Origin of the sequence: [Bacillus] caldolyticus, from assembly GCF_003595605.1 — a bacterium.
Classification (GTDB): domain Bacteria; phylum Bacillota; class Bacilli; order Bacillales; family Anoxybacillaceae; genus Geobacillus; species Geobacillus thermoleovorans.
The window spans coordinates 1894762-1908786 of sequence record NZ_CP025074.1 but is presented as its reverse complement, the minus strand read 5'-3'; the positions used below and the strand labels follow the sequence as shown (position 1 = coordinate 1908786).

General features: G+C 53.2%; 8 protein-coding genes. 7 read left to right on the top strand and 1 reads right to left on the bottom strand.

Annotated features, from left to right (window positions below):
- The first annotated feature begins 89 nt into the window (after positions 1–89).
- A complete protein-coding gene (locus CWI35_RS09945; RefSeq protein WP_025039126.1) occupies positions 90–692 on the top strand; it encodes a class I SAM-dependent methyltransferase in 603 nt (200 codons plus the stop codon).
- A gap of 210 nt (positions 693–902) precedes the next feature.
- On the opposite strand, the gene CWI35_RS09935 is transcribed toward CWI35_RS09945, so the two are convergent.
- On the bottom strand, positions 903–2561 hold the full coding sequence (locus CWI35_RS09935) for an IS1634 family transposase (RefSeq protein WP_011229657.1): 1659 nt from the start codon (positions 2559–2561) through the stop codon (positions 903–905).
- A 437-nt stretch (positions 2562–2998) separates the two neighbouring features.
- Between CWI35_RS09935 and rpoB the strand changes: the two genes are divergently transcribed.
- The 6 genes from rpoB to fusA all read left to right on the top strand — a co-directional run bounded on the left by rpoB (position 2999) and on the right by fusA (position 13934).
- Positions 2999–6571 carry a DNA-directed RNA polymerase subunit beta gene (gene rpoB, locus CWI35_RS09925; protein WP_011229613.1) on the top strand — a complete coding sequence of 1191 codons (3573 nt, stop codon included), beginning with the start codon at positions 2999–3001 and terminating at the stop codon, positions 6569–6571.
- Between the two features lie 92 nt (positions 6572–6663).
- On the top strand, positions 6664–10263 hold the full coding sequence (gene rpoC / locus CWI35_RS09920; protein ID WP_021322058.1) for a DNA-directed RNA polymerase subunit beta': 3600 nt from the start codon (positions 6664–6666) through the stop codon (positions 10261–10263).
- Between the two features lie 134 nt (positions 10264–10397).
- The gene (locus CWI35_RS09915) at positions 10398–10646 is read left to right on the top strand and encodes a 50S ribosomal protein L7ae-like protein (protein WP_011229615.1); all 249 of its coding nucleotides are present in this window, start codon (positions 10398–10400) and stop codon (positions 10644–10646) included.
- A 96-nt stretch (positions 10647–10742) separates the two neighbouring features.
- Positions 10743–11165, top strand: coding sequence for a 30S ribosomal protein S12 (rpsL, locus tag CWI35_RS09910; RefSeq protein WP_011229616.1), 423 nt, complete (start codon positions 10743–10745; stop codon positions 11163–11165).
- Between the two features lie 39 nt (positions 11166–11204).
- The gene (rpsG, locus tag CWI35_RS09905) at positions 11205–11675 is read left to right on the top strand and encodes a 30S ribosomal protein S7 (RefSeq protein ID WP_011229617.1); all 471 of its coding nucleotides are present in this window, start codon (positions 11205–11207) and stop codon (positions 11673–11675) included.
- Positions 11676–11855: 180 nt separating this feature from the next.
- Positions 11856–13934, top strand: coding sequence for an elongation factor G (fusA, locus tag CWI35_RS09900; protein WP_021322059.1), 2079 nt, complete (start codon positions 11856–11858; stop codon positions 13932–13934).
- The last annotated feature ends 91 nt before the right edge of the window (positions 13935–14025 follow it).

Below are 14025 nucleotides of genomic sequence, written 5' to 3'. Positions count from 1 at the left end.
GGCTTGCCCGAAGCAAGGGACGGCCTCTTTTTTGTTACACTATATAACGGAAGGCAGTGCAGCCTGTCGACAAGGAGGAGGGGATGATGATGAGCGAGCATTATTACTCAGTCAATCCGACGTCGGAGCGAAACCCGCAAACGTGGACGTACGTGTTGCGGGGGCATGAATTCCGCTTTACGACCGACAGCGGAGTGTTTTCAAAGCGCGAAGTCGACTTTGGCACACGCCTGTTAATTGAAACGTTCGAGGAGCCGGGAGTGGCTGGGGATTTGTTGGATGTCGGCTGCGGATATGGGCCGATCGGGCTTGCCTTGGCCAAATCGTTTCCAAACCGGCGCGTTCACATGATTGATGTCAACGAGCGGGCGCTCGAACTGGCGCAGGAAAACAAGCAGGCAAACGGGATTGACAATGCGGTGATTTACAAAAGCGATCTTTTTTCGGAAGTCGGAGAACAGCGATTTGCAGCGGTCGTCACCAATCCGCCGATCCGGGCTGGCAAACGGGTCGTTTACGCGATTTTTGAACAAAGCCGCGATCATCTGCTCGATCATGGCGAGCTATGGGTCGTCATTCAAAAAAAGCAAGGCGCCCCATCGGCCTTGCAAAAGCTGAACGAATGCTTTCCTGCTGTAGAAGTCGTCGCGAAGAAAAAAGGATATTATATCATAAAGGCGAAAAAATGTTGACACCGTTTTTTTATTGTGGTAGCATTATAAAATGCTAAATATGCACATTTCCCGTGCAGAGGGGATGACGTATAATTTTGGACTCACATTTCGCACCCTAACAAGGTCAAAACAAAGGATTTTTTATTTAGTTTTTCAGAATAACTTTTTGACCAACACAACGAGCGATGGCAATCCTTTTTTTACCATCGCTGGTCGTTCCGTATGACGTTACACGTAAATGCTCTCATCCAGCCCCAACCCCTGCAGAATCCTTCGCTGATCAGGGGTAAGGGAGCGATCCAGTGAGCGTTGGATGCGCCCATCCGGCAGCTTGAACAGGACGACGTTCACATATTGAAACAGCTGAAAAATCGCCTGTCCCGTCGGCCGGGTCAGCTTGCGGCCTCCAGGACCCTTCAACGGGTGTTCTGGAGTAATAAACTGACGCACTCGGCGCTGAAAAACGCGGTAAATAGCCAAGGCCAACAGAAACAAATAGCCTAATACTGCGACCCGTTCTGGTTTTTTGACGTAAATCTCATCCGTGAAAAACGGATCTTTCAAAAAAGCGAAGTTCATTTCCACCGAGATCTGCCCTTTATACAGCTTCAAGATCTCTTGGGCATCCATGGGTTGGCCCTTCCATTCCTTCGGAACGGTCGTGACAAGGACAAACCGGGACGCTTTCCGTCTCGCCTGTTCCCACGCGTCTTGGTCGAATTCGACGTCAAGGTGCAAGAAATACAGCGTCTCCACCTCGGGTTCCGCCCCTTTTTTCGGCCGTCCGCGCCGTTTTTTCGGGCGTACGATCTCTTCGACCGCGGCCTCAACCCGATGAAACCGGGGGCGAAGGGACGCCTTGAGGGACGCCAAGGCTTGTTCGGCATCTTCCCGGCAGGAGAAAGGGTGGCGCTCCCAATGGGCTTGTTCCTCGCGAAGAAGCTCCGCTTCTTTGGTTCGTTCTTTTTCGAGCGTCTTTCCTTTTCGCTGGTCGAGCGCACTCGATTCGACGACGATCAGCCGAACGGGGTGGCCTTCATAGGTGGAGGATGTTTCCCATACCCGGTACGTGGCGCCGTTTCTCTCCGCCAGGGTAAAGGGTTCGCTCCACGGGATGTGAGGCGAATCGGCCTCCGCTAATGCCCGTTTCACGATCCGAAGCGACGAAGGGCCTCGGGTGATCAAAAAGGCGTTGGCCGCTTTGGTTTGCGCCAGAGTGTCTTTTGTCATCGCGGCGGAATCGGCCACGTAAATCCATTCGTCTTCCATCTTGGCTTGTTTGAGCTGTTCGTGGACACGGGACAGCACCTCCGGATTCCACGTTTTGTCAGGCAGGTTGCCGTCGTGCACATCGCCGTAAAACGGGATGCCGTCCTCGTTGCCGACCAGTCCGAAGCCGATCTGTTTTTGCCAACGATGATGGCGGTTATAGCCATGTGTGATCTGCAAAGCCTCTAATGAGGCCGATTCATACGCGCCGTAAACCGTCTTGTCCGTCGTATCGGCGTGAAAGGCTCGGAGGGAAAGGCCTTCTTTGCGATAAATGTGAATCAAGCAAGTGCTGATCACCTTGTGAATGTCGGCCTCATACAAGCGGTCGAGATGACGAGCCAAGGCATCGTCGTTCAACCAGGAAGGATGGAGACCGGGACGGATGAGTTTCTCTAGATCGATCTCCTGAGCCCATCGTTCCACGTGAACGAGGGCTTGCCGGCCGTCAAACAGATTGTAGATGATGGCCTGAACGGCATCGCTGACTCGAGTCTGGCACTGTGGATCAACGGGAACGAGATGGTCAATCAATTGGGGCAGGCCCAGTTTCTTGAATAGGGCACTTATTATATTCAAATAATCATTACGATAGACCTTTTTGACTTGAACGTTCATGAGAGAAAAACTCCTTCACTTTCCTTGTGTGTCAAGGATTCATTCGACATCGGAACGAAAAAATCCTCCCGATTTTCGTTGGGAGGGTGCGAAATGTGAGTTTGGACGCAATGGAAACAATGATAAAATCAATAAACAACGAACCATATGGTTTTCTATTGGAATAGAAACCATTTTCTTTTTTTCTCCATTCAACTCAACGCCTGGTTTCCTCGCGCCGGGAGCGTGTTAAATCCCCTAAATGAAACGGTGGTGCACGCAACGAAGCCGTTTCCGCCCGGATGGCGGGGGCCGGCCGCATGCATGCCTAGTGCTTTGCCCCGGAATGACGGAGCGGCCAGTCCGCCTTGAAGGCATTGATTGCTGAGCAGAGCGGATGATGGAGCTGTTCCGGTTCCGGTTTTCACTAATGTCTACATTTGAGGGGTGAATCACTCTTGACAGGCCGACTAGTTCAATACGGGCGACACCGCCAACGCAGAAGCTATGCACGCATCAGCGAAGTGCTGGAATTGCCGAACTTGATCGAAATTCAAACGTCCTCCTACCAATGGTTTCTCGATGAAGGGCTGCGGGAAATGTTTAGGGAAATTTCCCCGATTGAAGACTTTTCCGGCAATCTCTCGCTTGAATTTATCGACTATAGTTTAGGAGAACCGAAATATACGGTCGAAGAGGCGAAAGAACGCGACGTTACATATGCGGCGCCGCTTCGCGTCAAAGTTCGCTTGATTAATAAAGAAACGGGCGAAGTGAAAGAACAAGACGTGTTTATGGGCGATTTTCCGCTCATGACGGAAACCGGAACGTTTATTATCAATGGGGCGGAACGCGTCATTGTTTCCCAGCTCGTCCGTTCGCCAAGCGTCTATTACAGCGACAAAGTTGATAAAAACGGCAAACGCGGCTACTCGGCGACAGTGATTCCGAACCGCGGCGCATGGCTTGAATATGAAACCGATGCGAAAGACGTCGTTTACGTTCGCATCGACCGCACCCGTAAACTGCCCGTTACGGTGCTTCTCCGTGCGCTTGGGTTCAGCTCCGACCAAGAAATCATCGATCTGCTCGGCGACAACGAATACTTGCGCAATACGCTTGAAAAAGATAATACCGACAGCACGGAAAAAGCGTTGATTGAAATTTACGAGCGTCTTCGTCCGGGAGAGCCGCCGACGCTTGAGAATGCGAAAAATTTGCTGGCGTCGCGCTTTTTTGATCCGAAGCGCTATGACTTGGCGAGCGTAGGCCGTTATAAAATCAATAAAAAACTTCATATTAAAAACCGCCTGTTCAATCAGCGGCTCGCGGAAACGATCATTGATCCCGAAACCAAGGAAGTCATCGCCGAAGCTGGAGCGATGATCGACCGCCGAACGCTGAATCGCCTGCTCCCGTATTTGGAAAAAGGGGTCGGCTTACAGACATACCGCCCGGCCGAAGGGGTGGTGGACGGGGACATTTCGGTGCAAACGATCAAAATTTATGCCCCGAATGACCCGGATGGCGAAAAAGTGATCAACGTCATCGGCAACGGCTTCATCGCCGAGGATGTCAAACATATTACACCGGCTGACATCATTGCGTCGATCAGCTATTTCTTCAACTTGCTCCACGGCGTCGGCGATACGGATGACATCGACCATTTAGGCAACCGCCGCCTCCGTTCGGTCGGCGAACTATTGCAAAACCAATTCCGCATCGGCCTGTCGCGCATGGAGCGCGTCGTGCGCGAGCGCATGTCGATCCAAGATACGAACACGATTACGCCGCAGCAGCTGATCAACATCCGCCCAGTGATCGCGGCGATCAAAGAGTTTTTCGGCAGCTCGCAGCTGTCACAGTTCATGGATCAAACGAACCCATTGGCCGAACTGACGCACAAGCGGCGTCTGTCCGCGCTTGGCCCTGGCGGATTGACACGTGAGCGCGCTGGGTTTGAGGTGCGCGACGTTCACTATTCGCACTACGGGCGGATGTGTCCGATTGAAACGCCGGAAGGTCCGAACATCGGACTCATCAACTCGCTGTCCACTTACGCGAAAGTGAACAAGTTCGGCTTTATTGAAACGCCATACCGGCGCGTCGATCCGGAAACAGGGCGGGTGACGGACCAAATCGATTATTTGACAGCCGATGAAGAGGACAATTACGTTGTAGCGCAGGCGAACGTACCGCTTGCGGAGGACGGCACGTTCCTTGAAGAAAACGTTGTCGCCCGTTTCCGCGGCGAGAACATCGTCGTCAAGCGCGATCGCGTCGACTACATGGACGTTTCGCCGAAGCAAGTCGTCTCGGCAGCGACGGCGTGCATCCCATTTTTGGAAAACGACGACTCGAACCGCGCGCTGATGGGAGCGAACATGCAGCGGCAAGCCGTGCCGCTGTTGGAACCCGAAGCGCCGATCGTTGGCACGGGGATGGAGTATGTTTCGGCGAAAGACTCGGGCGCAGCGGTCATTTGCAAGCACCGCGGCATCGTCGAGCGCGTCGAAGCAAAGGAAATTTGGGTGCGTCGGCTGATTGAAGTGGACGGCAAAGAAGTCAAGGGTGATCTAGATAAATATCGGTTGCTGAAATTCGTTCGTTCGAACCAAGGCACGTGCTACAACCAGCGGCCGATCGTGAAAAAAGGCGATATCGTTGAGAAGGGCGAAATTTTGGCCGATGGCCCGTCGATGGATAAGGGCGAATTGGCGCTTGGCCGCAATGTGCTTGTCGCTTTTATGACATGGGACGGTTACAACTACGAAGACGCGATCATCATGAGCGAACGGCTCGTCAAAGAAGACGTGTATACATCAATTCATATTGAAGAGTATGAAGCCGAATCGCGCGATACGAAACTCGGTCCGGAAGAAATTACGCGCGACATTCCAAACGTCGGCGAGGATGCGCTGAAAAACTTGGATGAACGCGGCATCGTCCGCATCGGCGCAGAAGTCAAAGACGGCGACTTGCTCGTCGGCAAAGTGACGCCAAAAGGAATGACCGAGCTGACGGCGGAAGAGCGGCTTTTGCACGCGATCTTCGGCGAAAAAGCGCGCGAGGTGCGTGATACGTCGTTGCGCGTCCCGCACGGCGGCGGCGGCATCGTCCTTGACGTGAAAGTGTTCAACCGCGAAGACGGCGACGAGCTTCCGCCGGGTGTCAATCAACTGGTGCGCGTCTATATTGTGCAAAAGCGGAAAATTTCCGAGGGCGACAAAATGGCAGGCCGCCACGGAAACAAAGGGGTTATTTCCCGCATTTTGCCGGAGGAAGATATGCCCTTCTTGCCGGATGGCACGCCGATTGACATCATGTTAAACCCACTCGGCGTTCCGTCGCGGATGAACATCGGGCAAGTATTTGAGCTGCACCTTGGCATGGCGGCGAAAAAACTCGGCCTGCACATCGCCTCCCCGGTCTTTGACGGGGCGACGGAGGAAGACGTTTGGAACATCCTCGAAGAGGCAGGTCTAGCGCGCGATGCAAAAACGGTGCTGTATGACGGACGGACGGGTGAACCGTTTGATAACCGCGTGTCGGTTGGGATCATGTACATGATCAAGCTCGCCCACATGGTCGACGACAAGCTTCATGCCCGTTCCACCGGCCCGTACTCACTCGTCACTCAACAGCCGCTCGGCGGCAAGGCGCAGTTCGGCGGCCAGCGCTTTGGTGAGATGGAAGTATGGGCGCTTGAGGCGTATGGGGCGGCATACACGCTGCAAGAAATTTTGACCGTCAAGTCCGACGATGTCGTCGGCCGTGTCAAAACGTACGAGGCGATCGTCAAAGGGGAAAACATTCCGGAGCCGGGTGTGCCGGAGTCGTTTAAAGTGTTGATCAAAGAGTTGCAAAGCTTGGGCATGGACGTCACGATTTTGACGAGCGATGAACAAGAAGTGAACATGGAAAACTTTGATGATGATGATGACCATGCACCGGATGCCATCATGGTGGACGTCAAACCGGCCGAACGGGAAGAAGCCGGCGAAGAGAAAGATGCGGTGACGAAAGAATAAACCGGCCATAACGGCCAGGCGGGGAGTTGTTCCCCGCCATTGGCCGCTTGAGCGAACGGAAAACCGACGGATCAAAAAGGGAGGTATACCCCTTGCTAGATGTCAATAAGTTTGAGTACATGAAAATTGGGCTCGCTTCCCCGGAGAAAATTCGTTCTTGGTCATATGGCGAAGTCAAAAAGCCGGAGACAATCAACTATCGGACGTTAAAGCCGGAAAAAGACGGCTTGTTTTGCGAGCGCATTTTCGGTCCGACGAAAGACTGGGAATGCCATTGCGGCAAATATAAACGCGTTCGCTACAAAGGCGTCGTCTGCGACCGCTGCGGCGTCGAAGTGACGCGCTCGAAAGTCCGCCGCGAACGGATGGGCCATATTGAGCTCGCCGCCCCGGTTTCGCACATCTGGTATTTCAAAGGCATCCCGAGCCGGATGGGATTGGTTCTTGACATGTCGCCGCGGGCGCTCGAAGAGGTCATTTATTTTGCATCCTATGTCGTCACCGACCCGGGTGATACGCCGCTTGAGAAAAAGCAGCTGTTGTCGGAAAAGGAATACCGCGCCTATCGCGAGAAGTACGGTCAATCGTTCCAAGCGTCGATGGGGGCGGAGGCGATCAAAAAGCTGCTCCAAGACATTGATTTGGATAAAGAGGTGGCCGCGCTGAAAGAAGAGCTGAAAACAGCGCAAGGGCAACGGCGCGCCCGCATCATTAAGCGGCTTGAAGTGCTTGAAGCGTTCCGCAGTTCAGGGAACGATCCGGCATGGATGGTGCTTGATGTACTGCCGGTCATTCCACCGGAGTTGCGCCCGATGGTTCAGCTTGACGGCGGGCGGTTTGCAACATCGGATTTGAACGATTTGTACCGCCGCGTCATCAACCGCAACAACCGGCTGAAACGGCTGCTTGATCTCGGTGCGCCGAACATTATCGTCCAAAATGAGAAGCGAATGCTGCAAGAGGCGGTTGATGCTTTGATCGATAACGGCCGCCGCGGCCGTCCGGTGACCGGTCCGGGGAACCGTCCGTTAAAATCGCTTTCTCATATGCTGAAAGGGAAGCAAGGCCGCTTCCGGCAAAACTTGCTCGGCAAGCGCGTGGACTATTCCGGCCGTTCCGTCATCGTCGTCGGCCCGAACTTGAAAATGTACCAATGCGGCTTGCCGAAAGAAATGGCGCTAGAGTTGTTCAAGCCGTTTGTTATGAAGGAGCTTGTCGAGCGGGGCTTGGCGCACAACATTAAAAGCGCGAAACGGAAAATCGAGCGCGTCCATCCGGAAGTATGGGATGTGCTGGAAGATGTCATTAAAGAACATCCGGTGCTGTTAAACCGCGCCCCGACGCTGCACCGTCTCGGCATTCAGGCGTTTGAACCAACGCTTGTGGAAGGGCGGGCGATCCGTCTTCATCCGCTTGTTTGCACGGCGTACAACGCTGACTTTGACGGCGACCAAATGGCGGTGCACGTGCCACTGTCAGCTGAGGCGCAAGCCGAAGCGCGCTTGTTGATGTTGGCGGCGCAAAACATTTTGAACCCGAAAGATGGGAAGCCGGTCGTGACACCATCACAAGACATGGTGTTGGGCAACTACTACTTGACGATGGAGCGCGAGGGAGCCATCGGCGAAGGCATGGTGTTCAAAGACACGGACGAGGCGCTGCTTGCTTACCATAACGGCTACGTCCATCTCCATTCGCGCATTGCCATTCATGCCGGTTCGCTGAAAAACGAAACGTTTACCGAAGAGCAAAACAACAAGTTGCTCTTAACGACCGTCGGCAAGCTCATTTTCAACGAAATTTTGCCGAATTCGTTCCCGTACATCAACGAGCCGACGACGGAAAACATTGAAGGGCGGACGCCGGACAAGTACTTCCTTGACAAAGGGGTCAACGTGCGCGAAGAAATTCGCAAGCGCGAACTCGTGCCGCCGTTTAAGAAAAAAGTGCTCGGGCAAATTATCGCTGAAGTGTTCAAACGGTTCAAAATCACCGAAACATCGAAGATGCTCGACCGCATGAAAGACCTTGGCTTCCAATATTCGACGAAGGCCGGCATCACGATCGGCGTGGCCGATATCGTCGTCCTGCCGGAAAAACAAGAAATTTTGGATGAAGCGCAAGCGAAAGTTGATACGGTTTTGAAGCAGTTCCGCCGCGGGTTGATTACCGACGAAGAGCGGTACGAGCGCGTCATCTCCATCTGGAGCGCGGCGAAAGACAAAATTCAAGACCGGTTGATGAAGTCGCTTGATAAACGCAACCCGATCTTTATGATGAGCGATTCCGGAGCGCGCGGGAACGCGTCGAACTTTACGCAGCTTGCGGGGATGCGCGGTTTGATGGCCAACCCGGCCGGCCGGATCATTGAGCTGCCGATCAAGTCGTCGTTCCGCGAAGGCTTGACGGTGTTGGAATACTTTATCTCGACGCACGGCGCGCGAAAAGGATTGGCGGATACGGCGCTCAAAACGGCCGACTCAGGCTATCTCACGCGCCGCCTTGTCGACGTGGCCCAAGACGTCATCGTCCGCGAAGAAGATTGCGGCACCGACCGCGGCATTTTGGCGCGGGCGCTGACGGATGGCACGGAAGTTGTCGTCAAGCTTGAAGAGCGGCTTGTCGGCCGCTATGCGCACAAAACGGTGCGCCATCCGGAAACGGGCGAAGTGATCGTCCGCAAAGACGAGATGATCACCGAAGATATCGCCAATGAGATCATTAAAGCCGGCATTACGGAAGTATGGATTCGCTCCGTATTCGCCTGCAACACGCGCCATGGCGTCTGCAAAAAATGTTACGGCCGCAACATGGCGACCGGCATGGACGTCGAAGTTGGCGAAGCCGTCGGCATTATCGCCGCTCAGTCGATCGGCGAGCCGGGCACGCAGCTGACAATGCGGACGTTCCATACAGGCGGCGTCGCCGGCGACGATATCACTCAAGGTTTGCCGCGGGTGCAAGAGCTGTTTGAAGCGCGCAACCCGAAAGGGCAAGCGGTCATTTCTGAAATCGACGGCACGGTTATTTCGATTAATGAAACGCGCGACAACCAATATGAAATCGTCGTGCAAAGCGAGGTCGAAACGCGTACGTATGTAGCGCCGTACAACGCGCGGCTGAAAGTCGAAGAAGGTCAGCGCGTCGAACGCGGCCAAGAGCTGACAGAAGGCTCGGTCGACCCGAAACAGTTGTTGCGCGTGCGCGATATTACATCCGTTCAAGAGTACTTGCTTCGTGAAGTGCAAAAAGTGTACCGGATGCAAGGGGTGGAAATCAGCGATAAGCATATCGAGGTCATGGTGCGGCAAATGCTGCGCAAAGTGCGCGTCATCGATGCCGGCGACACCGATGTGCTGCCGGGCACGCTGTTGGATGTCCACCAGTTTACGGATGTCAACGCCAAAGCTCTTCGCGAAGGGAAACGGCCGGCGACGGCCCGCCAGGTGTTGCTCGGCATCACGAAAGCGTCGCTTGAGACGGATTCGTTCTTGTCGGCTGCTTCGTTCCAAGAAACGACGCGCGTCTTGACGGATGCGGCCATCAAAGGAAAACGTGATGAACTGCTTGGCTTGAAGGAAAACGTCATTATCGGCAAACTCGTCCCGGCTGGAACCGGTATGGCCCGCTACCGGAAAGTGAAGCCGGCCGTCAAAAAGGAAACGGCTAGCGACACGGTGTCGTCCAAATAACGCGAACCAAGTGGCCGGCTAAGGCGCTCCTTGGCCGGCCATCATCTAATTAAAAATCCAGTTGACAATTGACAAAGAAAATGGTAGTCTAATAAAGGTGTTCCAACAACCTGGTACTTTGGAGGATATGTTACATGTCTTATGAAAAAGTATTACAGGCTGGAAAAATTGTCATTGGAACCAAACAAACGATAAGGGCTTTAAAGGAAGGGAAAGCAGCGGAAGTGATCGTGGCGGAGGATGCCGACTTGCCGATCATCGAAAAAGTGACCGCCGCCGCCAATGAGGCAAACGTGCCGGTCACAAAAGTCGATTCGATGAAAAAGCTTGGCAAGGCGTGCAAAATCCAAGTCGGTGCGGCCGCGGTGGCGATCCTTCGGTAACGTTTTGCCTTTCTCCCCTAAAACCTTTATTTGCATAAACGATGAACCACCTGGATATGTGGGCTTAAACGATGCATGCGAAAGGAGGATCTTTTCATGCCTACAATCAACCAATTGGTCCGCAAAGGACGCGAGAAAAAAGTCGTTAAATCGAAATCCCCTGCGTTGAACAAAGGGTATAACAGCTTCAAAAAAGAGCAAACGAATGTGTCGTCTCCGCAAAAACGCGGCGTTTGCACGCGTGTCGGCACGATGACGCCGAAAAAACCGAACTCGGCGTTGCGGAAATACGCCCGTGTCCGCTTGACAAATGGGATTGAAGTTACGGCGTACATTCCGGGGATCGGCCATAACTTGCAAGAACACAGCGTTGTGCTCATCCGCGGCGGACGTGTCAAAGACTTGCCGGGGGTACGCTACCATATCATCCGTGGGGCGCTGGATGCTGCAGGCGTAGCGAACCGGATGCAAGGTCGTTCGAAATACGGCGCGAAAAAACCAAAAGCAGCGAAAAAATAATGAAATGAAGAGAATGTTTTCCTGAAGGGAGGAAACACTATGCCACGTAGAGGCCCTGTTGCTAAACGTGACGTACTGCCAGATCCAATTTACAATTCGAAGCTTGTTACCCGTTTGATCAATAAAATTATGATCGACGGCAAAAAATCAAAAGCGCAAAAAATTCTTTACACCGCGTTTGATATTATCCGTGAGCGCACGGGTAAAGATCCAATGGAAGTGTTTGAGCAAGCGTTGAAAAACGTTATGCCGGTGTTGGAAGTGCGCGCTCGCCGCGTTGGTGGGGCGAACTACCAAGTTCCGGTCGAGGTTCGTCCGGACCGCCGCGTTTCTCTCGGTTTGCGCTGGCTCGTGCAATATGCACGTCTTCGCAACGAAAAAACGATGGAAGAGCGCTTGGCAAATGAAATTATGGACGCTGCCAACAACACGGGTGCAGCGGTGAAAAAACGCGAAGATACACATAAAATGGCTGAAGCGAACCGCGCGTTTGCCCATTACCGCTGGTAAGGAGCGTCGCCTAAAGGAAATAGGTGAGGAGGCACTGCGGTTGCCTATTCACCTATCTTCCTATATATTGCGGCCTTTCCGGTCGCGCGTGGGACAACTTCAAAGACAAGGGGATTGCGCCATCGATGGCGGCGCCATCTACTTATATTTCATATTTGAAGGAAGGAGAAAATAACCACTATGGCAAGAGAGTTCTCCTTAGAAAACACTCGCAACATAGGGATCATGGCGCACATTGACGCCGGGAAAACGACGACGACTGAACGGATCTTGTTCTATACCGGCCGCGTTCATAAAATCGGGGAAGTGCATGAAGGTGCGGCAACGATGGACTGGATGGAACAAGAACAAGAGCGCGGAATTACGATCACGTCGGCGGCGACAACGGCGCAATGGAAAGGCCATCGCATCAACATCATCGACACGCCGGGGCACGTCGACTTTACGGTCGAGGTTGAGCGTTCGTTGCGCGTATTGGACGGGGCCATCACAGTCTTAGACGCGCAATCGGGTGTTGAACCGCAAACGGAAACCGTTTGGCGCCAAGCGACGACATATGGCGTCCCACGGATCGTGTTCGTCAACAAAATGGATAAAATCGGCGCCGATTTCTTGTATTCGGTGAAAACGCTCCATGACCGCCTGCAAGCAAATGCCCATCCGGTGCAACTGCCGATCGGCGCTGAAGATCAATTCTCCGGCATTATCGACTTGGTTGAAATGTGCGCGTACCATTACCATGATGAGCTTGGCAAAAACATTGAGCGCATTGACATTCCGGAAGAATACCGCGATATGGCAGAAGAGTACCATAACAAGCTGATTGAGGCGGTCGCTGAGCTGGACGAAGAATTAATGATGAAATATTTGGAAGGGGAAGAAATCACGACGGAAGAGCTGAAGGCCGCGATCCGCAAAGCGACGATCAGCGTTGAATTCTTCCCGGTCTTCTGCGGTTCGGCATTCAAAAACAAAGGTGTTCAGCTGCTTCTTGACGGCGTTGTCGACTACTTGCCGTCTCCGGTTGACATCCCGGCGATTCGCGGCGTCGTTCCGGATACCGAAGAAGAAGTGACACGTGAAGCAAGCGATGACGCTCCGTTTGCCGCTTTGGCATTTAAAATCATGACTGACCCGTATGTCGGGAAATTGACGTTTATTCGCGTCTACTCTGGAACGCTTGATTCCGGTTCATATGTGATGAACACGACCAAAGGGAAGCGCGAACGGATCGGCCGCTTGTTGCAAATGCACGCGAACCACCGTCAAGAAATTTCGAAAGTCTATGCCGGTGATATTGCCGCAGCGGTAGGTTTAAAAGATACGACGACCGGTGATACTCTATGTGATGAGAAGCATCCTGTCATTTTAGAGTCGATGCAATTCCCAGAACCGGTCATTTCGGTGGCAATCGAGCCGAAGTCGAAAGCCGATCAAGACAAAATGAGCCAAGCGCTGCAAAAATTGCAAGAAGAAGACCCGACTTTCCGCGCTCACACCGACCCGGAAACGGGACAAACGATCATCTCCGGAATGGGCGAGTTGCATCTTGACATCATCGTCGACCGGATGCGCCGCGAGTTCAAAGTCGAAGCGAACGTCGGGGCGCCGCAAGTTGCCTACCGCGAAACGTTCCGCAAATCGGCGCAAGTCGAAGGCAAATTCATCCGTCAATCCGGCGGCCGCGGTCAATACGGCCACGTTTGGATCGAATTCTCGCCGAACGAGCGCGGCAAAGGCTTCGAATTCGAGAACGCCATCGTCGGTGGGGTTGTTCCGAAAGAGTATGTGCCGGCCGTCCAAGCTGGATTGGAAGAAGCGATGCAAAACGGCGTCTTAGCCGGCTATCCGGTTGTCGACATTAAAGCGAAACTGTTTGACGGATCGTACCACGATGTCGACTCGAGCGAAATGGCATTCAAAATCGCTGCTTCCTTGGCATTGAAAAACGCCGCGACGAAGTGCGATCCGGTTCTTTTGGAACCGATCATGAAAGTCGAAGTCGTCATCCCTGAAGAGTACCTCGGTGACATCATGGGCGACATCACGTCCCGTCGCGGCCGCATCGAGGGGATGGAAGCGCGCGGCAACGCCCAAGTCGTCCGGGCGATGGTGCCGTTGGCTGAAATGTTCGGTTATGCGACATCGCTCCGTTCGAACACGCAAGGACGCGGAACGTTCTCGATGGTGTTTGACCACTATGAAGAAGTTCCGAAAAACATCGCCGATGAAATTATCAAAAAAAATAAAGGCGAATAATTGATTTCTCTTGCTAGTTTCGCTATAAATACTTATGTAAGTAAGACTTGGGAACATTTTGTTCCCAAGCATCCTATACTTACCCAACCAT